Source organism: Lentzea chajnantorensis (assembly GCF_054300775.1).
In genome coordinates, this window is record NZ_JBSDZT010000002.1 from 4,548,551 (window position 1) to 4,569,890 (window position 21,340).

At 70.1% G+C, this 21,340-nt stretch carries 21 protein-coding genes; 15 read left to right on the forward strand and 6 right to left on the reverse strand.

Annotation, left to right across the window (positions count from 1 at the left end; translation table 11 throughout):
• Positions 1-3: 3 nt before the first annotated feature.
• The 5 genes from ACVDFE_RS22825 to ACVDFE_RS22845 all read left to right on the forward strand — a co-directional run bounded on the left by ACVDFE_RS22825 (position 4) and on the right by ACVDFE_RS22845 (position 7,535).
• Positions 4-1,485 carry a glycoside hydrolase family 43 protein gene (locus tag ACVDFE_RS22825; RefSeq protein ID WP_458431770.1) on the forward strand — a complete coding sequence of 494 codons (1,482 nt, stop codon included), beginning with the start codon at positions 4-6 and terminating at the stop codon, positions 1,483-1,485.
• Positions 1,486-1,509: 24 nt separating this feature from the next.
• The gene (locus ACVDFE_RS22830) at positions 1,510-3,522 is read left to right on the forward strand and encodes a cellulase family glycosylhydrolase (protein ID WP_458431771.1); all 2,013 of its coding nucleotides are present in this window, start codon (positions 1,510-1,512) and stop codon (positions 3,520-3,522) included.
• A 297-nt stretch (positions 3,523-3,819) separates the two neighbouring features.
• Positions 3,820-4,482, forward strand: a complete 663-nt coding sequence (locus ACVDFE_RS22835) for an NADPH-dependent F420 reductase (protein WP_458431772.1) — start codon at positions 3,820-3,822, stop codon at positions 4,480-4,482.
• A 161-nt stretch (positions 4,483-4,643) separates the two neighbouring features.
• Complete coding sequence (locus ACVDFE_RS22840) at positions 4,644-5,951, forward strand: jacalin-like lectin (RefSeq protein ID WP_458431773.1); 1,308 nt, start codon at positions 4,644-4,646, stop codon at positions 5,949-5,951.
• Between the two features lie 162 nt (positions 5,952-6,113).
• Positions 6,114-7,535 (forward strand): cellulose binding domain-containing protein, encoded by a 1,422-nt coding sequence (locus tag ACVDFE_RS22845; protein WP_458431774.1) that lies wholly within the window; start codon positions 6,114-6,116, stop codon positions 7,533-7,535.
• 40 nt (positions 7,536-7,575) lie between these two features.
• Here the strand turns inward: ACVDFE_RS22845 and ACVDFE_RS22850 are convergent, their stop codons facing one another.
• The gene (locus tag ACVDFE_RS22850; RefSeq protein ID WP_458434381.1) at positions 7,576-8,001 is read right to left on the reverse strand and encodes a nitroreductase family deazaflavin-dependent oxidoreductase; all 426 of its coding nucleotides are present in this window, start codon (positions 7,999-8,001) and stop codon (positions 7,576-7,578) included.
• A 69-nt stretch (positions 8,002-8,070) separates the two neighbouring features.
• On the opposite strand from ACVDFE_RS22850, the gene ACVDFE_RS22855 reads away from it, so the two are divergent.
• Positions 8,071-8,445 (forward strand): DUF6927 domain-containing protein, encoded by a 375-nt coding sequence (locus tag ACVDFE_RS22855; RefSeq protein WP_458431775.1) that lies wholly within the window; start codon positions 8,071-8,073, stop codon positions 8,443-8,445.
• Positions 8,446-8,838: 393 nt separating this feature from the next.
• Here the strand turns inward: ACVDFE_RS22855 and ACVDFE_RS22860 are convergent, their stop codons facing one another.
• On the reverse strand, positions 8,839-9,345 hold the full coding sequence (locus ACVDFE_RS22860; protein WP_458431776.1) for an LLM class flavin-dependent oxidoreductase: 507 nt from the start codon (positions 9,343-9,345) through the stop codon (positions 8,839-8,841).
• 28 nt (positions 9,346-9,373) lie between these two features.
• Complete coding sequence (locus ACVDFE_RS22865; protein ID WP_458431777.1) at positions 9,374-10,246, reverse strand: NmrA family NAD(P)-binding protein; 873 nt, start codon at positions 10,244-10,246, stop codon at positions 9,374-9,376.
• Positions 10,247-10,525: 279 nt separating this feature from the next.
• On the opposite strand from ACVDFE_RS22865, the gene ACVDFE_RS22870 reads away from it, so the two are divergent.
• The 9 genes from ACVDFE_RS22870 to ACVDFE_RS22910 all read left to right on the forward strand — a co-directional run bounded on the left by ACVDFE_RS22870 (position 10,526) and on the right by ACVDFE_RS22910 (position 17,934).
• Positions 10,526-10,825: a hypothetical protein gene (locus ACVDFE_RS22870; protein WP_458431778.1), complete on the forward strand. Its 300-nt coding sequence runs from the start codon at positions 10,526-10,528 to the stop codon at positions 10,823-10,825.
• A 111-nt stretch (positions 10,826-10,936) separates the two neighbouring features.
• Positions 10,937-11,314, forward strand: coding sequence for a winged helix-turn-helix transcriptional regulator (locus tag ACVDFE_RS22875; RefSeq protein ID WP_458431779.1), 378 nt, complete (start codon positions 10,937-10,939; stop codon positions 11,312-11,314).
• A 114-nt stretch (positions 11,315-11,428) separates the two neighbouring features.
• Complete coding sequence (locus tag ACVDFE_RS22880; protein WP_458431780.1) at positions 11,429-12,973, forward strand: MFS transporter; 1,545 nt, start codon at positions 11,429-11,431, stop codon at positions 12,971-12,973.
• A gap of 226 nt (positions 12,974-13,199) precedes the next feature.
• A complete protein-coding gene (locus ACVDFE_RS22885) occupies positions 13,200-13,769 on the forward strand; it encodes a nucleoside 2-deoxyribosyltransferase (RefSeq protein WP_458431781.1) in 570 nt (189 codons plus the stop codon).
• A complete protein-coding gene (locus ACVDFE_RS22890) occupies positions 13,766-14,632 on the forward strand; it encodes a hypothetical protein (RefSeq protein WP_458431782.1) in 867 nt (288 codons plus the stop codon). The genes ACVDFE_RS22885 and ACVDFE_RS22890 overlap by 4 nt, the downstream gene beginning before the upstream one ends.
• Positions 14,629-15,411 (forward strand): creatininase family protein, encoded by a 783-nt coding sequence (locus tag ACVDFE_RS22895; protein ID WP_458431783.1) that lies wholly within the window; start codon positions 14,629-14,631, stop codon positions 15,409-15,411. Before ACVDFE_RS22890 ends, ACVDFE_RS22895 begins: the two co-directional genes overlap by 4 nt.
• A gap of 2 nt (positions 15,412-15,413) precedes the next feature.
• The gene (locus tag ACVDFE_RS22900; RefSeq protein ID WP_458431784.1) at positions 15,414-16,727 is read left to right on the forward strand and encodes an NtaA/DmoA family FMN-dependent monooxygenase; all 1,314 of its coding nucleotides are present in this window, start codon (positions 15,414-15,416) and stop codon (positions 16,725-16,727) included.
• A 90-nt stretch (positions 16,728-16,817) separates the two neighbouring features.
• Entirely contained in the window at positions 16,818-17,342 is a 525-nt protein-coding gene (locus ACVDFE_RS22905; protein ID WP_458431785.1) for an NUDIX domain-containing protein, read from the forward strand.
• A 16-nt stretch (positions 17,343-17,358) separates the two neighbouring features.
• Complete coding sequence (locus tag ACVDFE_RS22910) at positions 17,359-17,934, forward strand: NADPH-dependent FMN reductase (RefSeq protein WP_458431786.1); 576 nt, start codon at positions 17,359-17,361, stop codon at positions 17,932-17,934.
• A 47-nt stretch (positions 17,935-17,981) separates the two neighbouring features.
• On the opposite strand, the gene ACVDFE_RS22915 is transcribed toward ACVDFE_RS22910, so the two are convergent.
• The 3 genes from ACVDFE_RS22915 to ACVDFE_RS22925 all read right to left on the reverse strand — a co-directional run bounded on the left by ACVDFE_RS22915 (position 17,982) and on the right by ACVDFE_RS22925 (position 20,865).
• On the reverse strand, positions 17,982-18,308 hold the full coding sequence (locus ACVDFE_RS22915; protein ID WP_458431787.1) for a hypothetical protein: 327 nt from the start codon (positions 18,306-18,308) through the stop codon (positions 17,982-17,984).
• Positions 18,309-19,737: 1,429 nt separating this feature from the next.
• Positions 19,738-20,355 carry a hypothetical protein gene (locus tag ACVDFE_RS22920; protein WP_458431788.1) on the reverse strand — a complete coding sequence of 206 codons (618 nt, stop codon included), beginning with the start codon at positions 20,353-20,355 and terminating at the stop codon, positions 19,738-19,740.
• Between the two features lie 15 nt (positions 20,356-20,370).
• Positions 20,371-20,865: a NucA/NucB deoxyribonuclease domain-containing protein gene (locus ACVDFE_RS22925; protein ID WP_458431789.1), complete on the reverse strand. Its 495-nt coding sequence runs from the start codon at positions 20,863-20,865 to the stop codon at positions 20,371-20,373.
• Between the last annotated feature and the right edge of the window lie 475 nt (positions 20,866-21,340).

Sequence of the window (21,340 nt, forward strand, 5' to 3'; positions counted from 1 at the left end):
CCGGTGACCGGCGCCGCCACCCCTGTTCTCGCGGGCATGTACCCCGACCCGAGCGTCTGCCGGGTCGGCGAGGACTACTACCTGGTGTGCTCCAGCTTCGAGTACTTCCCGGGAGTCCCGGTGTTCCACAGCCGGGACCTGGTGCACTGGACGCAGCTCGGCAACGCGCTGGACCGGCCGAGCCAGCTGCTGCTGACCGCGGACACGCCGTCGTCGGCCGGGATCTACGCGCCGACGCTGCGCCACCACGACGGCAAGTTCCACCTGATCGTCACGAGCGTGAGCCACGGCGGCGGGACGGTGGTGTTCACCGCCACCGACCCCGCGGGGCCGTGGTCGGACCCGATCCCGCTGCCGGACGTGCACGGCATCGACCCGGACCTGGTGTGGGACGACGACGGCACCTGCTGGTGCACGATGGCGGGCGTCCACCAGTACCGCGTCGACCTCGCCACCGGTGCCGTCCTCAGCGGCCCGGAGCCGCTCTGGTCCGGCAGCGACCGGGCCAAGGCGCCGGAGGCACCGCACCTGTACCGGATCGGCCGCTTCTGGTACCTGCTCATCGCCGAGGGCGGCACGGAACGCGGTCACGCGGTCTCGATCGCCCGCGGTCCCGCCCCGGACGGCCCGTTCGAACCCTGCCCCGCCAACCCGGTCCTGACCCACCGCGGCACCGGCGAGCCGGTCCAGAACACCGGTCACGCCGACCTGGTGCAGGGCCCGGACGGGTCGTGGTGGATGGTGCTGCTGGGCGTGCGGCCCGGCGGTGGCACCCCCGGCTGGCACGTGCTGGGCCGGGAGACGTTCCTGGCGCCGGTGCGCTGGGTCGACGACTGGCCGGTGGCCGGCCCGCTGACCGCCACGCCGCCGTGGCCGCTGCGACCAGGGCCGGTGGAGCCGGACCGGGACGACTTCGACGACAGCGCGCTGCGGCCGTCGTGGATCTCCGTGCGCGACCGCTCCGAGGAGCACTGCACGACCGAGGTGCGGCCGGGCTGGCTGACCCTGCACGCCCGCGGCGCCGGTCTGGACGACCCGTCCGTCGTCTTCGTCGGCCGCCGCCAGCAGCACCGGTCGTGCCGGGTCCGCGCACTGGTCGACGTGGAGCGGGGCAGCGGCGGGCTGGCGGTGCGGCTCGACGAGGAGCACCACTACGAGGTCGAGGCCGGCTCCGGCGAGGTGCGCGTGCACGTCCGCATCGGTCCACTCCGGACGGTCGTGGCCGTGCAGCCGGTGCCGGCCGGGCCGGTGGTGCTCGTGGTGCGGGTGGACGAGGCGCGCGAGCTGCGCGACGCGCGGTCCGGCCCGGACACCGTCTCCTTCGCCGTCGAGGCGGCCGACGGCACCCCGACCACGCTCGCAGAGCTCGACGGCCGGTACCTCTCGACCGAGGTGGCCGGCGGTTTCACCGGACGGGTCATCGGCGCCTACGCCGCCACCGGCACCGTCCACCTCGACTGGATCGACTACGAGCCGCTCGACTGATCAACGACGATTGCGGGGCGCTTGATGTTCAACTCGACCGGTGTGAGAAGGCTGGCCGGTGCGGTGGTGGCCGTCGTGGTGTCCGCGGGACTCACCGCGGGAACGGCGACCGCCGCCGCACCACCGGGCTGCCGGGTCACCTACGAGGTCTCCGGCCAGTGGCCCGGCGGTTTCACGGCCGACGTCGCCGTCACCAACCTCGGTCCCGCCCTCGACGGGTGGCGGCTGAGCTGGGAGTGGCCGACCGGCCAGCAGGTGGGCCACGCCTGGAACGCGACGGTCACCGAGTCACCCGACGAGGTGGTCACCGCCACGAACGCCGGATACAACGCGGAGCTGGCACCGCAGGCGACCGCGCGGTTCGGCTTCTCCGGCAGCTGGGACCACGCCAACACCGCGCCGCTGGCGTTCTCGCTCAACGGCGTCACGTGCGTGCACGGCGGCAGGCAGCTCAGCGCCGCGCAGCACACCGCGGCGATGCAGCCGGGCTGGAACCTCGGCAACACGCTCGACTCGACCGGCGCCGACGAGACGTCGTGGGGCAACCCGCGGGTCACGGAGGCGTTGCTGGACAACGTGAAGGCGCAGGGCTTCAAGAGCATCCGCGTCCCCGTCACGTGGAGCGCGCACCTCGGGCCGGACGGCACGGTCGAGGCGGCGTACCTGGCCCGTGTCGAGGAGGTCGTGCGCTGGGCCTTGGCCCGCGACCTGTACGTGATGCTCAACGTCCATCACGACTCGTGGCAGTGGATGTCGAGGATGCCCGCCGAGCACGACCAGGTGCTCGACCGGTTCACCCGGATCTGGACGCAGCTGGTGGGCGCCTTCGCCGCGTACGGGCCGAAGCTCGCGTTCGAGAGCTGGAACGAGCCGCAGTTCACCGGCAGCACCGGCAAGCCGCAGGAGATCGCGCTCAACGCCGAGCTGAACGCGGCGTTCCACGGCGTCGTCCGCCGCTCCGGTGGCAACAACGCCACCCGCCTGCTCGTCCTGCCGTCCCTGCACACCTCGTCCGAGCAGCAGTACCTCGACCCGCTGGCGGAGCAGATCCGCGGCCTGGCCGACCCCAACCTGATCGCGACCGTGCACTACTACGGCTACTGGCCGTTCAGCGTGAACGTCGCCGGTGGCACCCGGTTCGACGCCACCGCCCAGAAGGACCTCACCGACTCGTTCGACCGCGTGCACGATACGCTGGTCGCGCGCGGCATCCCGGTGGTGCTGGGCGAGTACGGCCTGCTGGGCTTCGACCGGCACACCGGCACCATCGAGCAGGGCGAGAAGCTCAAGTTCTTCGAACAGCTCGGCCACTACGCCAAGGCCAAGAACATCACCACGATGCTCTGGGACAACGGCCAGCACCTGGGCCGCACGTCGTTCCAGTGGAGCGATCCCGAGCTGTACGCGCAGATCAGGTCGAGCTGGACCACGCGCTCCGGCACGGCGTTCACCGACCAGGTGTTCCTCGCGAAGTCCAGTCCCGTCACCGCGAGGACGATCGCCCTCAACCTGAACGGCACCGCGTTCACCGGCCTGCACAACGGGAACACCGCCCTGGTCCGCGGCCGGGACTACACGGTCTCCGGTGACCAGCTCACCCTCACGGCCGCCGCGCTGACCAGGCTGGGCGGGTCGCGCGGGTACGGCACGAACGCGGTGCTGACCGCCCGGTTCTCGCAGGGCGTGCCGTGGCGGTTCTACGTGATCACGCACGACACGCCGGTGCTGTCGGCCGCGACCGGCTCGACCGCGGCGTTCGACGTCCCGACCGCGTTCCGCGGCGACCAGCTCGCCACCATGGAGGCGAAGTACGACGACGGCACCTTCGCCGGCCCGCACGACTGGACGTCGTTCAAGGAGTACGACCGCGCTTTCACCCCCAACTACTCGGAGTCCCGTACCCGCCTGACCGCGGAGTTCTTCGCGGCCGTGCGGGACGGCGCGCGGGTGACGCTGACGTTCCACTACTGGAGCGGCGCCAAGGTCACCTACCACGTCACCAGGACAGGTGACACCGCCTCCGGCTCCCCCGCCTAACCCTTACCCTCCGCACCCACCCTCCCTTGCCCGGTTCGCACGCGGGGGCCTTTCGTGCGGTCCTGGAGTACGAAGGTTCCCCGCGTGCGGTGAAATGAGGCGCGTGAGGGGCGTGTGGGTGAACGAGGCGGGGGTGGGGGTGAACGAGCCGGGGGTAGAGGTGAACGGGCCGGGGGTGGGGGTGAACGAGGCGGTGGTGCGAGTGGAAAGTTCGGCGGGGAGGTTCGGCGGGGAGCGGAATAGGAGAGAGGGACGGGGTGTTGACGTGCAGGTCCATCGATCTTGGAAGGGCCTGTCATGAAGATCGGCATCATCGGCGCCGGCAACATCGGCGGCAACCTCACCAGGCGGCTGACCGCGCTCGGGCACGACGTCTCGGTCGCGAACTCCCGCGGCCCGCAGACGCTCACCGCGCTGGCCGAAGAGACCGGAGCGACGCCCGTCGCGGTCGAGGAGGCGGCCCGCGGCGCGGAGGTCGTCGTCGTCACGATCCCGCTGAAGGCGATCCCCGACCTGCCGTCCGGCCTGTTCGCCGACGCGGCGGAGGGCTTCGCGGTGATCGACACCGGCAACTACTACCCGCAGCAGCGGGACGGGCGGATCGCCGAGATCCTCGACGAGGGGGTCACGGAGAGCCGCTGGACCGAGCGCCACCTCGGCCACCCCGTCGTCAAGGCCTTCAACGGCACCTACGCCGCCGACATCCTCGACCGGGCCCGCCCGGCCGGTGCCCCCGACCGGATGGCGCTGCCGGTGGCCGGCGACGACGAGGCGGCGAAGGCGAAGGTGCGCGCGCTGATCGACGAGCTCGGGTTCGACACGGTCGACGCGGGCGGCATCGACGAGTCCTGGCGCCAGCAGCCCGGAACCCCCGTCTACGGCCTGCGCGAGGGCGTCGACGGGGTCACCAAGGCCCTGGCCGACGCGAGCCGGGAGCGGACGCCGGACTTCGTCATCTGAGGTCCACTTAGGACGGAAACCGTCGAATGCCGTTCGACGCGTTCGACGGTTTCCCGTTCTTCGTTGCGGTGTTGTCACCTCCACGGTATGTGAAGTTTCTTCGCGTTGCTCTAGCCTCGCGGCGTCGTGCTCGATCGCGAGGCGGGAGTGGTGCCGTGCAGGTGTTGACCAGAACTGTCGTCGTCGCCGGCTTGGTCGCGGCGGCGCTGCTCCCGGCCACAGCCGTGGCGGCGCCGGCCGGTGGGACGTTCTCGGTGCTCAGCTACAACGTCGCCGGGCTGCCGGAAGGCCTGTCCAGCGGCAACCCGAGGGTGAACACGCCGATCATCGGCCAGCGCATCCGGCCGTACGACGTCGTGCACGTCCAGGAGGACTTCAACTACCACGCGTCGTTGTACGCCAACAACACCCACCCGTTCCGCACGCCCACCAGCGGCGGCGTCCCGTTCGGCGACGGCCTCAACACCCTCGCGAACTACCCGTACTCCGACCTCGTTCGCGACAAGTGGGACCGCTGCAACGGCACGGACTGCCTGACGCCCAAGGGCTTCACGTTCTCCCGCACCAGGCTGGCCGAGGGCGTGCTGGTCGACTTCTACAACGTGCACTCCAACGCGGGTTCGACCGACGCGGACCTGGCCGCCCGCCGCGCCAACATCAGCGAGCTCTCCCGGTTCATCGCCGCGAACTCCGCCGGCAACGCCGTCGTGGTCGCCGGGGACACCAACACCCGCTACACCCGCGCCGGCGACAACATCCGCGAGCTGGTCACCGCCAACGGCCTCACCGACGCGTGGGTGCAGGAGGAACGGGGTGGCGTGCCGCCGGAGGCCGGCAGCCCGGCGCTGGTCTGCGACGACGCGAACGTCACCGACGCGTGCGAGGTCGTCGACAAGGTCCTGTTCCGCGGCAACCGGTACATCACCCTCAGCCTCACCCGCTACGCCAACGAGAACGCCGCCTTCCGCACCGCGGACGACAAGATGCTGTCCGACCACTACCCGATCGCGGCGGACTTCCGGTGGACCCTCGACCCGGCCCTGTCGCTCAGCGACCAGTGGGGCGGCCCGCACGGCACTCCGTTCACCGACGTGGCCACCGTCCCGCCGGCGCAACGGGTGACCCAGCTGACCCTGCGCACGGGCTCACGGGTCGACCAGGTGGGCCTGGCACTCGCCGACGGCACGACGTTCACCCACGGCGGCAACGGCGGCACGGCTCAGCAGCTGACCCTCGCACCGGGGGAGCACCTCACGTCGGTGACCCTCCACTCCGGACAACACGACGGGCGCACCCGGATCTTCTTCGCCCGCTTCACCACGAACACCGGCCGCACGCTGTCCGGCGGCACTGAGACACCGAACGCCGTCACCTACACGGCACCGGCCGGGTTCCAGATCGCGGGCTTCCACGGCCGCGCGGGCAGCGAGGTCGACGCGCTGGGCGTGGTCTGCACGCGCGTCGGGTGATCGACGCGTCGTCCGACCGGCCGGCAGGTCCGGCTTCGACCCGGTTCGACCGGTCGTCGTCGAACACCGCCAGGCTCGTTTTCGATCTCGTTCGACGCTACGGTCGAGGTTCCGGGAGCGTTCCCGCACAGTCCGCAGTGGACGGCCGAACGAGGAGAGCAAGTGCACCGGTTGAAGCCGACGGCAGCCGCCGTCCTCACCGCCGCGATGACAGCGGCCGTCCTCTCCGCCGGTGCGCCGGCGGCCGGTGCCGCAGCCGGGTGCCGGGTGGTCTACCAGGTGACCAACGAGTGGCAGGGCGGGTTCATCGCCTCGGCGGAGGTCACGAACCTCGGTGACGCCGTCGACGGCTGGCAGCTGACGTGGTCGTTCGGCGGCGGGCAGACCGTCACGCAGCTGTGGAACGGGACCGTGCGGCAGTCCGGTGCCCAGGTGACCGTCACCGACACCGGCTACAACGCCCGCATCGGCACCGGTGCCACCGCCGGGGTCGGCTTCGTCGCCACCGGCGCCATCACGCCCGCTCCCACCGGGTTCGCGCTCAACGGCACCGCCTGCACGGGGGACACGCCCGCGCCGGACCCGCTGACGCAGGCGCACACCGCCGGCCGGGTCACCGCCACCGGCCAGTACACCTGGCCCGGTGTCTACTTCGAGGGCCGGTTCCGCGGCACCGGCGTCGGTGTGGTGCTCAACGACGCGGTCAACGACTACGACGTGCAGGTCGACGGCACGACGGTGGCCACGCTGGTCAAACCCGGCAGGGTCACTCACCAGGTCGGCGGGCTCAGCAACGCCGAGCACCGCGTGCGGCTCGTCAAGCGCACGGAGAGCACGTACGCCGCGGGGCAGTTCGGCGGGTTCGTGGCGGCCAGCGGCGGTGTGGTGCTCGACCGGCCGGCGGCGCGCAGCAGGCAGATCGAGTTCATCGGCGACTCGCTGACCGCCGGCTACGGCAACCTCTCGACCACGCGGGACTGCTCCGCCAACGGCGGCGTCGACCGCAACACGAACTCCGACATCAGCTTCGGTGCGCTCACGGCTCGCGCGCTGAACGCGGACTACCAGATCAACGCGTTCTCCGGGCGCGGCATGGTGCGCAACTACGCGGGCGGCCAGCCGGGCACCAGCTACCGCACCTACTACGACCGGGCGCTGCTGCACGTCGAGGGCGACGTGTGGGTCAAGCCCGCGAGCTGGCAGCCGAAGGTCGTCGTGGTGGGCCTGGGCACCAACGACTTCTCCACCGCGCTCAACCCCGGTGAGCAGTGGCCGACGCAGGAGAGCCTGGTCACCGCCTACAAGAGCGCCTACCTCGGGTTCCTCGCGAAGCTGCGGACCCGCTACGGCGCCGGCACGGAGATCGTCGTGGGCGTCCCGGAGGCGTCCGGGGTGTTCGCCGACGCCGCACGCCAGGTCGTGCAGGAGCGCACGGCCCAGGGCGACAGCCGGGTCCGCCACTGGAACTTCGCCGACCCCGCCATCGACCGGCTGGGCTGCGACTGGCACTTCTCCGCCCGCGACCACCGGTTGATCGCCACGAAGCTCGGCGACTTCCTCGCCGGGCTGGGCATCACCTGGTGACGGAGGTGGGCGGTCCCGCGACACCGGGACCGCCCGCGCGTCACTTCGCTTCGAGCACGAACACCGGGATCTGCCGGTCGGTCTTGGTCTGGTACTCGGCGTAGGGCGGGTAGGCCGCGACGGCCCGCTCCCACCACTGGGCGCGTTCGTCGCCGTCGACCTCGCGTGCGACGAAGTCCTTCGTCACGGTCCCGTCCTGCAGCTTGATCTCGGGGTACGCCTTGATGCTGTGAAACCACGCCGGGTGCTCGGGCGCGCCGCCCTTCGAGGCCACGACCGCGTAGCTGCCGTCGTGCTCCACGCGCATAACCGGGGTGTAGCGCAGCTGGCCGCTCTTGGCGCCGCGCACCGTCAGCAGCACGATCGGCCTGCCGGCGACCTTGATGCCCTCGGTGGTACCCGTCTCCAGGATCTTCGCCGTCTGGTCCCGCACCCACTCAGTGGGGCTGAGCTTCACGTCTGCCATGTCCACGATCAACGATTCTGCGGCAACTTCTGTTCCCTCGCAGGCCGGCGAGCGGAGAACTGTACGTTCGTGGACTGCGCGGCGTCCTGCCGGACCGGGAGGGCAGTAGCTAGCGCCCCGGCCAAGGTCCTCGACGCACTCAGCCCCACGACCAACGAGTACGCGTTGGAGTGGCGTGCGAAGTGCCGCAACCGGCTCACCAGACGATCGGAAGTGCGCCAGCGTCTGAAGGACGTCGTGGTCGGTACGACGATCAAGCTGAACGGCCCGCTGCGTTTACACAACGGTCTGGAAGCGTCACGGTTTCAGTGCCTCAGCTCGACCGGTCGGAGCTTCGGATGGATGGCCATCACTGACGATGGCACTCAGTTCCCCTGCCGCCTTGGTGCCGACTGGGCACACGAGCTCCGGTGGGAGATCGAGCCAGCTCAGGCTTTGAGCTGACCGGTCGAGAAACGGACATCCTCGGGCCGATGACCGGTCTCTCACGACGGCGCGGGAGGCGATGACCCGCGGAGCTCAGCGGAGGCGCTGAAGCGGGCATCGCCTTGACCCGCGCACCAGCGCTGTGCGACACAACTACGACTGCTGCAGATCAACTGCACCGCCGAGGTGCTCGACCAGTTCGAGACGCTGCTGGCCGCGGTGCCCTGGGCGGTCTACGACGTGCGCCGCACGCTCTCACCACGGGTGGACGGCAAGGTCAACCACGCGAGGTCGATCCGCATCCTCGACGTCGGCGAACGCGCCGAGATCCGTAGGCGTAGGGCTGCGGCGGCGGAGGAGGGCCACCGTTCCAGCCCTCCGCGAATCGATCGTCCCGATCCCGCTCAGGGTTCAACCCGTACCGAGGCGTCGACGCCTGCCCCGGTACTCGGCAGGGCCGGGGGTCCAGAGCTGGTCCAGCACGTCCAGGGTCTCGTCCAGGCGGCTGCCGCGTTCGGACATCGCGACGTTCACCGCGGTGAACTCGTCCGGTGACCAGCCGATGCCGAGGCCCGGCACGAGGCGCCCGTCGCTGAGCACGTCCAGGGACGTGAGCGCGCGGCCGAGCACCACCGGTGGGTACCACGGCGCGTTGAGGACGTTGCTGCCGATGAGCACCCGTTCGGTGGCCATCGCGGCGATGCTCAGCAGCACGAACGGGTCGAGCACCGCGCGGAACTCGTCCGGGAACGTGCCGGCGCCGTTGTGGCCCGCCGTGGGGGCGACCGGCGCGAGCAGCCGGTCGATCACCCACAGGCTGTCCGCTCCGAGCCGTTCGCCCTCGCTCGCGTAGCGGCCCGCCCGCTGCACCTGCCGGGCGGCCGTGCCCGCCTGCGGCAGCGTGGAGCCGATCTTCACGACGCTCCTGCCGCCGTCGGTGCGGGCATCAGCGGTTCACCGAGTCGCGCACGTAGTCGCGCAGGGAGCGCGGCGCGTGGCCGAGCAGCTCGGTCATGGTCGCGACCTGGGCCAGGTCGGTCAGGATCGGTCCCGCGCTGAGCAGCTCGAAGCTGTGGATCCAGCCGATGAGCTTCGGGCCGGAGAGCCTGCGCCCGAACGCCTTGCGCCACTCGGGGTCGTTCCCGGTGTAGACGACCTCGCGGCCGAGCGCCTCGGCCCAGATCTGGGCACTCTGCTCGCCGTTCAACGACTCCGGTCCCAGCAGCTGGTAGCTGCCGGCCGCGAAGCCGGGGTCGACGAGCGCGCGGGTGATCACCTCGGCGGCGTCGCGCAGGTCGATCCGGTTGACGCCCCTGGCGTGCAGCGGCGTCGGGTGGACACCCGCCTCGATGTCGGCGCGGAAGACCTCGTCGTTCTGGTCGAAGTTGGTGAGGCTGAACATGGCCGGCCGCGTGTCGGTGCCCGCCAGGAACGCCGCGAGCCGCAGCTTCCCCGTGTAGTCCGGCATCGCCTGGGCCGCTCCCGCGCGCGCCTCCGGGTCCTCGACGTGGAAGCCGCCGAACGCGAGACGGGCGCCCGCGCGCTGGGCCTCCTCGCCGAAGATCGTGGCGATCTCGATCTCGTTGGCCTCGTGCGGCGAGACGTAGAACGCCGAGTCGACGCCCTTCAGCACGGCGGCAACGGCCTCGCGGTCGGCGAGGTCGCCCTGCACGACCTCGACCGTGTCGGGCAGGTTCGCGCGCTCCGGCTCGCGGAGATCCGCAGGCGACGCGGCCCGGACGACCCGGTGGTGCGGGCGCTCGCGCTCAACGGCGAGGAACGGCTGGCGTCGGTGCGCCGCGTCCACCGGCTGCTGCACCGCACGGCACCGCGGCAACGCTGACGCCGGTCTTCAGCCACGAGACGGTCAGGTCTCCGCTTCCGGCGGCGGCCGGCAGGCCAGGGCCGTCACGCCGTTCACGAGATCGCCCGCGCGGCCGACCTCGGCGAGTTCGCCGGTTCGGTACCGTGCGAGGAGCGGGCGGCACGGGTCGTTCCGCCACAGCGCAGAAGAAGAAGGTGGTCGTGGTGCGGCGGATGCCTTAGCCGCCCGCCCGGAGGGTCCGGGAGCACGGGTGGCTGGTTCCGGAGGAACGAGATGTCCCGCACGGACAAGACCAAACCGGCGTGGGTGCGGCACCGCGAGCACGGTGGCCTGCCCCTGCACGACCACCGGCACGGGTCGTGCGACCTCCCCCCGCTCCCGCCGCGGGAGCACACGGGTACCCGGTGCCGCTGGGCGGTGGTCACCGGGATCGCCTCCCCGTGGCGTTGCTGCGCACGGACCCAGGAGCGCTCCGCGCACAAGGAGTGGCAGGGCTGGGTGAAGGCCGCCAACCGCGGGGTCCGCTACGCGGGCCGTGCCGCCGCGCGCCGCCGGCACCTCGACGCGGACTGACCCGGCGGGGTCACCACGAATGTTTCGGGTCGATTGTCACCAGGTAAACCGCCGCGAAATCAAGCTCGTCTCATTTGCCCGATTCTCGGCGGTGCCGTAGAATTCCACTCCGTGAGACAGGTGAGAATTCGGGAGAACATCGACGAGATGCCCGAGCTGTGCAACGTCGAAGTGGCGCTCGTGGTGATCGGCGGAAAATGGAAAATGCTGATCCTGAAGTACCTGCTGGACGGAACGCTCCGATTCGGCGAGCTGCGGAAGATGCTGCCGTCGGTGACACCGCGGATGCTGAGCCGGCAGCTGAAGGAGCTGGAAACCGACGGACTGGTCACGCGGGCCGTGTACGCGGAGGTGCCGCCGAGGACGGAGTACTCCGTCAGCGAACTGGGCGAGTCGCTGCGGGAGCTTGTCGACAAGCTCGACAGCTGGGGTGCGCAGTACCGGGACAGCGCGCGACCGGCGGCGGTGACGGGTTCCGCCGAAATATGACGGAGATCATATTGCAACGTGGATCGCCGCTGCCCGCAAAGGTATACAGCTTGTCACTATGACACAGCGTGTTCACTGCTTGACTCTGCGTTACGATAAGTAGACAAAGGGTCAGTGAGTCTCAAGCCCTCCACGCATTCCCAAGCCAAAAGCGAGCACCACCGGCGGTGGCTGGTCCTGGCCGTGCTGTGCACGAGCCTGCTGCTGGCCGGCCTGGACCTCACGGTCCTGCACGTCGCCGTGCCCGCGCTCGCCCGCGACCTCGACCCCAGCGGGCCGGGACTGCTGTGGATCGTCGACGTCTACTCGCTGACCGTCGCCGCCTTCCTGATCGTGTGCGGCACCCTGGCCGACAAGATCGGGCGGCGCCGGGTGGCGCTGACCGGCTTTGCCCTGTTCGGCCTGGCCTCACTGGCCGCGGCGTTCGCGCCGTCGACCGGCCTGCTGATCGCCGCGCGCGCCGTGCTCGGGCTCGGCACCGCACTGATCATGGCCGCCACCGTGGCCATCATCCGCAACGTCTTCCCCGACGACCGCGAGCGCGCCTTCGCGATCGGCCTGTGGACCGCCGCGCACAGCGTGGGCACCACCCTGGGGCCGCTGATCGGCGGCGCGCTCGTCGAGCACTTCCCGTGGGGCTCGGTCTTCCTGGTCAACGTCCCCGTCGTGGTCGTCGTGCTCGTCGTCGGCGCCCTGGTCATCCCCGAGTCCTCCAACCCCGAGCCCAGGCCGTGGGACCCGCTGAGCGTCGTCCTGTCGGTGGTCGGGCTCGCGGGCTTCGCCTACGGGCTCAAGGAGGCCACCGCCCCCGGCGGGCTGACGCCGTTCACCCTCGCCGGCGGCGTCGCCGGCATCGCGGTGCTGGTGTGGTTCGTGCTGCGGCAACGCCGGCTGCACCAGCCGCTGCTGGACCTCGAACTGTTCCGCAACCGCCGCTTCAGCGTCGCGATCATCGCCGTGTTCGGTGCGTTCGGTTCCTACGTGGCGATGCTCTTCCTGCTCATGCAGTGGTTCCAGCAGGCGCGCGAGTTCACGCCGTTGCAGGCCGGGGCGGCGATCGTGCCGCTGGCCGTGGCCAACGCGCTCGGGGCCACGCTCGCACCGCGGATCGCCGACCGGTTCGGCAGCCGCTGGTCGATGACGGGCGCGCTCACGGCGTTCGCCGCCGCGCTCGCCTTCTTCGCGGCCAGCCCGCTGACCACCTGGTACCCCGCGCTGGTCGGCGTGCTGGTGGTCTCCGGCTTCGGCGCGGGCATCATCATGACCTCCGGCGCCGACTCCATCACCGCCGTCGTCGCACCCGAGCGCGCGGGTGAGGCCGCCGCCATCCAGGAGACGTCCTTCGAGCTGTCCGCGGGAATGGGCGTGGCGCTGCTCGGCAGCGTGCTGGCGGTCGTCTACCGGTTCAGCCTGACCACACCGCCGTTCCTCTCCGAGGGCGAGGGCGACGTCGCGCGCAGTTCCGTCAATGGGGCCCAGGAGGTCGCGGCGACCTTGTCGCAGGCCGATGCCGGTGCGCTGACGACCGCCGCCGAGTCCGCGTTCGACACCGGCGTGCGCGTGGCCGTCGGCGGTGCCGCGGCGGTGCTGCTCGTGATCGCCGCCGCCGTGGCGGTGCTGCTGCGGCCGCCGTCCGCCGGGGAGGACCCGCCCGACTGAGGTCCGACCGGTCGCCCGGACAACACCCGCGCGTTGTCGCGCGGTTTTTCGGCGCGCGCACGATTCTTTTTCGAGGCATTTTGTTTAGGCTCTGAACAGTCACCCGATCGGAGGTGCCGGCGCGGATTATTCGCGCCGGATACTGATTGCTGAAAGCCGTCGCCGCGAACTTTGTCGACAGATCATTCCCATTCTTCTCGACATCGCAACCTCGAAGGGCGAACAAATGCTGACCGAGCAGCACCCACCACATTCCGCGCTCACTGGTCTAGACCTATTCGTCGGCGGTCCCATCCAGCACGCCATCCGCCCCGACGGGTTCACCGGGCACCTGCGCAGCGCGATCTCCCTGGCGATCGAGACGCTGCGCGGACAGGGCGGCACGATCTTCTCCGCGCACACCGTCGAGGAGTTCGGGGCGCGGACCGCCGCGTTCAGCCCCGAGCAGGTGTCGGCGCGGGATCTGCGCTGGATGTCCAAGTGCGACGTCTTCATCCCCGTGCTGCCCACCTCCGACGAGGAGCTGATGCGCACCGACGGCACCCACATCGAGCTAGGCTGGGCCACCGCCCTCGGGCGGCCGATCGTGCTGGTCACCCGGCAGCCCATCGTCGAGTCGGCCAGCCACCTGCTCAAGGGGCTGCACCGCATCGGCAACGTGCAGGTGCTCGACCTCGACCGGTTCACCCGCGCGCCGTTCCTGCTGGTCGAGGCCGTGCTGCGGGCCACGACGCGCCAGCGCGAGGCCGTGCGGTCCTCCGCCGTCGCCGTGAAGACCCCGGTGGCGGGCCGGTGAGCCCCCGCAGCGGCTCCACCGCGCGCGTGCTCGGCATGGACCTGGCGAACCCGGTCGTCGTGGGCTCGGGTCTGCTGACGGACCAGGCCCGCAACATCCGGCGGCTCATCGCCACCGGCGCGGGCGCGGTGGTCACCAAGACCATCCACCCCAGCCCGCCGCGCGACCTCGACGAGCGCATCCTCAGGCTGCCCACCGGAATGATCAACAGCACCACCTACTCCAAGCGCTCCGTCGGGGAGTGGCTGGGACACCTGCGCGGCTTCACCGAGGACGACCTGCCCGTGATCGCCTCCCTGCACGCCGACAGCCCGGCCGAGCTAGCGGAGCTGGCCGCACAGGTCGAGCAGACCGGGTGCCGCGCGCTGGAGCTGGGCATCTCCTGCCTGAACGAGGAGGACGGGCTGGAGGACACACCGGAGCGGGTGGCGGCCTACACCAGCGCCGTGCGCGCGGCGACGTCGTTGCCGTTCGCGGTGAAGCTGGCCATCGGCGAAAGCTTGCGCGACCGGTCCAAGGCCGCGCTCGACGCCGGTGCGGACGCGCTGAGCATCAGCGACACCATCCCGGCCGCGGCCGTGTCCGTCGCGGGCGAGCTGGAGCTGGGCGGTGTGTTCGGCTACTCGGGTCCCGGCATCAAGCCGCTCGTGCTGGCCGCGATCCACTCCCTGCGCAGGGCTGGTGTCGGCGCGGAGATCCTGGGCATCGGCGGCATCGCCACGGCCGACGACGTGCGCGAGTACCTGGCGGTCGGGGCGACGGTCACCCAGGTCTACACAGCGCTGCACACCGACATGTACTCCACGCTCGCCGCCATCGTCGCGGGCGTCGTCGAGCACGAGCCGGACGGAGTGGTGGTGTGAGCCGCTACTTCGCGGACCTCAGCAGCGCCGAGGTGCACGAGGCGCTGGCGGGCGCGACGGTCATCTGGCCCATCGGCTCCACCGAGCAGCACGGTCCCCACCTGCCCCTGTCGGTCGACTCCGTGCTGGCCGAGGCGTTCGCTGCCGAGCTGGCCGAACGGGTCGACGGCCTGCTGCTGCCCACGCTGGACATCGCGGCGCGCTCGCTGCCGCAGAGCGGTGGCGGACTGGCCTTCCCCGGCACGCTCTACGCCTCCGGCGCCGAGCTGATCTCCTACGTTCGCGAGGTGCTGCGCTCGATCGCGGAGCTGCCGCTGGCGCGGCTGGTGGTGCTCAACGGGCACTTCGAGAACGAGGCGCTGCTGCTCGACGCCGTCGACGACGCCACGCGTCCCGGTGGTGCGCTGTCCGACCGCGAGGTGCAGGTCTTCAGCTGGTGGAGCCTGGTCGACGACGCGTGGGCGCGCGAGCACGTCGAGGGCTTCCCCGGCTGGCACGCCGAGCACGCCGGGCACACCGAGACCAGCCTGATGCTGCACCTGCGGCCCGACCTGGTGCGCGAGGTGCGGCCCGACCACGACACCCCGCCGCCCGCGGGGATCTACGTCCACCCGCTGGAGGTCTCCAGGGCGAGCACCCGCGGTGTGCTCAGCCGCACCTCCGGTGCCAGCGCGGAGTCCGGTGCCCTCCTCTTCGAGCACGTGAGCGCGCGTGCCGCGAAGTCGGTGGCAGAGGGCTTCGGGCTCGTCCGCCGGCAACCACCGTTCGACAAGGAGTGAGCATGGCCTCCCCGTTCCACCTCGCCTTCATCCTCAACTTCACCACCGACGACTGGCGCGGCCAGTTCGGCTCCGGCGGTGACACCTGGGACGGCGAGTTCTACATGGAGATCGCCAAGGCGCTTGAGCGCGCCTGCCTGGACTACGTGATCATCGAGGACAAGCTGATGGTCCCGGAGACCTACGGCGGCAGCGCCGCGGCGGCGTTGCGCCAGGCCGCGATCGCGCCCAAGCACGACCCGGTGCCGCTGGCCGCCGTGATGGGAAAGTCGACCACGGAGCTGGGCATCGTCGCGACACTGTCCACACTGGCCTACCCGCCGTTCATGACCGCGCGCCTGGCGTCCACGATGGACAGCCTGCTCGGCGGCCGGTTCGGCTGGAACATCGTCACCAGCGCGGAGGACCTGGCCGCGCAGAACTTCGGCCTGGACGCGCTGCCCAGCCGCGAGCAGCGCTACGAGATGGCCGACGAGTACGTCGACCTGGTCAAGCAGCTGCTGGCGTCCTGGGACCACGACGCGGTCGTGCGCGACCGGGAGAAGGGCGTCTACGCGGACCCGGACAAGGTGCGCCCGATCCACTTCCGCGGCAAGTACTTCTCCAGCCGCGGCCCCCTCAACACCGTGCCGTCGCCGCAGCACCGGCCCGCGTTCGTGCAGGCGGGCGCGTCGCCGAGGGGACGGGCCTTCGCCGCCCGAAACGCCGACTCGGTCATCGCCATCGCCAACGGCCCGGCGGAGATGAAGGCCTTCCGCGACGACATCCGCAAGCACGCGGAGGCCGCGGGCAGGGACCCCGACGAGATCAAGGTCCTGTTCTGCGTCACGCCGACCGTCGGCGAGACCGAGCAGGACGCGCGCGAGAAGCACCAGCGCATGGTCGACAACGACGACTTCATCGCCGACGTGCTGGTGCAGGTCTCCGCTCTGACCCAGATCGACTTCGCGCAGTTCGCGCTGGACGAGCCGTTGCCGCACAAGCTGGAGACCAACGGGGAGAAGGGCACCCTCGACCAGTTCCAGCAGTGGGGCAGCGGGAAGACGCTGCGGCAGCTGGTCACGGAGAACGCGGGCGGCCTCGTGTCCTCTGTGGAGCTGATCGGCACGCCGGACTCGGTGGCGGCGCGGATGGGCGAGGTCATGGAGGAGGTCGGCGGCGACGGGTTCATGCTCACCACCCCGTTGCTGCGCCTCAACCGCCGCTTCATCGCCGACCTGACCGACGGCCTGGTCCCCGCCCTGCAACGCCGCGGCCTGGCGCGCAGCGCGTACACGCCCGGCCAGACGCTCAAGCAGCGCCTGCGCGAGTTCTGATGCCCGTTCGTCCCGCCGCTCCTCCGTCCGTCCGACACCGTGCCCGGCCGGCAGGAGGTCGATCACGGGACTTCCGAGAGCGAGAGAACAGTGACCACTCATCTGACCAGCCCGGCGGACTGGCGGACGTCCGCGCGCTACACCGGGATCATCCCGGTGGCGGTGCTCGTCGTCCTCGGTGAGGACGGCAGGCCGACCCTCGTCCGCCAGAAGGGCGGACCGTTCGCCGGCCGCTGGATGCTCCCCGGCGGCGTCATCGAGCTGGGCGAGGCGGCCAAGGCCGCGGCGGTGCGCGAGTGCGCGGAGGAGACCGGCATCGAGGTCCCGGTCTCGTGCGTCACCGGCATCGGCACCTACGAGATCATCGCCGACTGGCCGGGCACTCCGCGCTACCACGTCCTGCTGTCGGCCCACCTGGCCGAGGGGAGCTACCGCCTGCCGGCGGGCTTCGTCGGTGACAACGGAGGGGGTGTGGTCCAGGCGGGTCCCGACCACGTCCGGCTGCACTCCACCGACCGGCGCATCCTCTCCGACGCGGGTGTCGTCCGCACTCCCGCGCGGGTGCTGGAGGACGACCTCGACAGCGACCAGTTGACCATCAGCGTGCTGAGCTGAGGGAGCGATGTTGCCCATGGAAGACGACGACAGCCCCATCCGCGTCACCATCGTCAACGGGAGCCTGCGGCAGGGGAGGTTCGCCCCGGTCGTGAGCTCGTGGGTGCACTCCCGCGCCCTGCGGCGGCCCGACCTGCACGTCACCCACCTCGACCTCCAGGACGTGCTCACCCCCGAGCACTGGGAGCAGCCGGGGCGCAACCCGGTGTGGGTCGACGCCGTGGCGGCGTCCGACGCGTTCGTGGTGGTGACCCCCGAGTACAACCACAGCGCGCCCGGCCTGCTGAAGCACGCGATCGACAGCGTCAACCAGGAGTGGTACCGCAAGGCCGTCTCGTTCGTCTGCTACGGCGGTCTTTCCGGTGGCCTGCGCGCCGTCGAGTCCCTGCGGCTGGTGTTCGCCGAGCTGTACGCGACGACGGTCCGGGAGACGGTGTCCTTCCACGGCGCCAAGAAGTGCTTCACAGCCGACGGCCTGCCCAAGGAGGAGGAGATCGCTGACGCCGCGGCGGACACGATGCTCGCCGAGCTGACGTGGTGGGCGCGTGCACTGCGCACGGCGAGGAAGGCCGGTGTTCCAATGCCGACATGACAACGGGAGCGGGCGGGCACGGATGCCCGCCCGCTCTCCGGCGCGGCTCAGGTCCGCGCGGGCTGGAGCTCCGCCTCGGGCACGTCGGCGCGGCGGGCCGCACGTCCCAGCAAGGCGCAGAAGCCCGCCGCGATGGTGGCGAGCACGGCGATCGTGACCGCCATCGGCACCGCCGAGTGCCCCTCCCTCGCGCTCACCAGCGGTGACACGACAGCGGCGAGCCCGAACTGCGACGCGCCCAGCACCGCCGACCCGGTGCCCGCGGCCTGCGGCACGGCGTCGAGCGCGAGCGCCGTGGCCGGACCGAGGACGAACCCGAGCGACGCGACGGCGAAGAAGATCGGCACGACCAGCCAGGCGGGGCCGACTGGCACCGCGAGGACTGAGCGAGCAAGTCGTCGGATACCTGTCGGCGGATGGGTCGATGGACCAGAAGGGCGTTGTACTGTGCCGTTGTGTCAGCGGATCTGAAACGGGCCTTCCCTGGTTTGGTCTTCGGCCTGTCGGTTGTGGCGTTGTGGGGCCTCGGGATGGCTGTTTTCACACCGTCAGCGAACACTGGTTTCGACGTTTCGCTGACGTCGTATCCTTCTTGGCGAGCTGCCGCGTTGTGGTGCGTGTCTGTCGTACTGGTGGCAGCTGCCGCTCCGGTACTTGTTACGCGGTCCCGGGTTGTTCCGACTGACGGCATGCTGCCGGCTTCGATTCGCTGGTTCCTCTCAGCGCGGGAGCGATCGCGTGGGTAGCTGGGTGGATCGACATGCTCAGCTTCTACGACGTGCTTCGTCCGATGGGAATCGCCGAGCACGTGGCTGGGTCCCACCCGGGTTCTTGCCGGCGGATGGGGGCAGTGGCCCGCTGCGTACCCAGGTGATCCGATCAAGTCGGTGATCGTCGGGTTCGCAGGGGTGGCCGTGATGGCGTTGTGGGCGCTGCGGCGTCGGTGGCCCGATCTCATGGTGGCTGCGGCTGTGGCCAGTGTGGCCTTGTCGGTCTCTGCTGCCGTCCGCGATCGCGTCCCCGCCGCTAATGTTCTGTCGCCGACACCGTACAACGCCGCCGAGATCCTCTGGAGCAGGCAGCGATCACGGTCGTTGCCGGCACAGCACTGATGGTGGGAGCGGTGATGAGCCGTTTCGTGCGGCGTCAGCGCAGGTAAGGCTCATCGATTCCCGGTTCGGTGCCGAAGCAGCGAAGCTGGTGTTGCGCCGTGCTTTACTCGTCGTCGGGCAAGGCCGCGGAGAGCCACATTCGAATCCGGTACCGCTCGAAGCCGCCTGGCTGTGCGGTGACGAGGGCTTCCCTGTGGACAGCGATGTCCTCGTGTTCGAGGATCTCCTGCCGTGCTGCGAGGGCTTGTTCGCGTGCCTGATAGGTGACCTCGAGCGCGTAGATACCTGGTCCCGTCGGCAATTGCGCGTCGAGTGCGTCGCCGGTGGGGGAGCTGAGGACGAGCAGGCCACTCGGGCACCCGAGTTCGAACAGCTGGGTTTCGACCAGCCGCCTTCGTCGGCTCCCTCAGGTGGTGCGGACCACGTCTCGAGGCGTGCGGACACCGGCAGCAGGTCCTGCGCACAGTTGATCACCAGCTCATAGCCGGTCGACGCCACGATGGTCGCCTGGGCGTGTGTGATGGCCTCGTCGAGACCTGTGCCGGCGTCGTTGTCCTGGTCGCGCACGGTGAGCAACCGGTGGGCGGGCACGGTGATCAGCTCGTGGTGACCCAGTAGCCCCGGCACGGCACACCCTCTTGTCGCTGCTGTTCGATCAGGTTGTGCCGATCACTTTAGCCGGACGTGACGTTCACGTAGAACGCATCGTTGTCCAGGATGCGGTTCTGGCCGTAGAATCCTGCCAGTTTGGTGCCGCCTCGTTGATTGTCGCCGGCATCGATCGGCCGGGCAGAACCATTCCACATGCCTTGCGGCGTTGTGTTCCGTATCGGCTTGCCCCTTTGAGGAGTTCCGCGGCGCGGTCGCCGGTGTCTGGCCACAGTTGGATGAGGTAGTGCTCGAGAATGTTGAGGCTGGATTCATCGACGGCGGAGTCGCGTCCGGTGGCGTGAACGCGAGCCCTGTAGCGACCGGCGGTCGCGGGTGTGCGGAGTTGTCCGGGGATGTCGTCCATCAGCGCGCTGACGCGAAGTGCGCCTGCGGGTGCGTCGAGGGAGACCTCGACGACGTCTTCCCAGGCGTCCAGATCCGGCTCCGGCGGGTCCGTGTGGCGCTCTACTACGAGTTCGACGGGCCCGGTGTGGATGCCGGCGTTGATGCCGAGCAGTCCTGACGCTGTGGTGGCCAGTCCGTTGCTGTGCCACGACAGCCGACCGCCGTCCTCGGGGTAGAAGCCTTCGTCCAGCATGAAGAACTGGTGGTAGGACACTCGTACCTCGCCGGACAGGCGGATCGGCTGCCGTGTCACATTCAGGCCTCCTGATCAGACGATCTGGACGTAGAAGGGATCGAAGTTGATGATCCGCTGGTCACGATAGAACGCGGACAGCTCCCTGCCACCCTTTTCATTGTCTTCTTCTTTGATCATCCTGGCGCTGTAGAGGCCGCCGCCGAGGAACGCGCCCTGGTTGGTCGAGGCGAAGGGATACTCGTCGCACTGCTTCCCGTCCGGCCGGGGGAGGCTTGAAGGACAGGACGTGCTGCGGTTCTTGTCCATCAGGATTCGGTCGGTTTGCCGTGTCAGTGGGCTCCCGCTTGCGGGGGAACCCGGAAGGCCGGCGCGTTGAGTGTCAGCGATGTGCGTGGCGAGTTCTCCGTTGTGTAGGTCAAGGTGGGGGTAACCGAGTGTGCCCATCTGCGTGAAGATGATGGTCCATCGGCTCTGGTGCGCCATGATCGTGCCTGCGGTTCCCGGCACGATGTCCGACATCGCGCGCACGGCCCCTTGAGGGTTGTCGCTGAGCAGGCGGTAGGGCAAGTCGCTGCTCGTGACGCTGCAGTCGATAGGGCATGACGCGATCGCTTCGGGGAATCAAGCCGTTGAGGTCGCCCCAGCCGTCCGGCTTGACGGTGACTGCTACCCCATTGTGAGGTGCGCGGGGTCGTGCTCATCCACCCCCACCGGAAGGGCACTGTCACCGTCCTCCAGGGTCGGTGGCGTGTGCGCGGTCGGGGTCCGAATGCCGATCCGGAGACGCCGATCTGCGTGCGCAACCCCTTGGGTGTCCGTGACCACGTCGAGGCGCCGCGACAGTCGCCGTGCCGCCGTCCGGCGGTAACAGCGTGACGAAGATATAACCGGGAACGGCCCGGACCACGTGAATTGCCCCATGTGCAATGACTGCGGATTCCGATGATCGGGCTATCAGTCCCACGAACGGTATTTCGTGATGGCGGCAGACGGGTGAATCCTCTCGACAGCGATTCTGGCGGTCTTGGACAGTTCCATCGTG

Excerpts from the sequence above, each read along its gene's own strand:
- ACVDFE_RS22830 (WP_458431771.1), top strand. The coding sequence starts at position 1,510 with ATGTTCAACTCGACCGGTGTGAGAAGGCTGGCCGGTGCGGTGGTGGCC.
- ACVDFE_RS22835 (WP_458431772.1), top strand. The coding sequence starts at position 3,820 with ATGAAGATCGGCATCATCGGCGCCGGCAACATCGGCGGCAACCTCACC.
- ACVDFE_RS22850 (WP_458434381.1), bottom strand. The coding sequence starts at position 8,001 with ATGGCAGACGTGAAGCTCAGCCCCACTGAGTGGGTGCGGGACCAGACG.
- ACVDFE_RS22870 (WP_458431778.1), top strand. The coding sequence starts at position 10,526 with ATGTCCCGCACGGACAAGACCAAACCGGCGTGGGTGCGGCACCGCGAG.
- ACVDFE_RS22885 (WP_458431781.1), top strand. The coding sequence starts at position 13,200 with ATGCTGACCGAGCAGCACCCACCACATTCCGCGCTCACTGGTCTAGAC.
- ACVDFE_RS22900 (WP_458431784.1), top strand. The coding sequence starts at position 15,414 with ATGGCCTCCCCGTTCCACCTCGCCTTCATCCTCAACTTCACCACCGAC.
- ACVDFE_RS22910 (WP_458431786.1), top strand. The coding sequence starts at position 17,359 with ATGGAAGACGACGACAGCCCCATCCGCGTCACCATCGTCAACGGGAGC.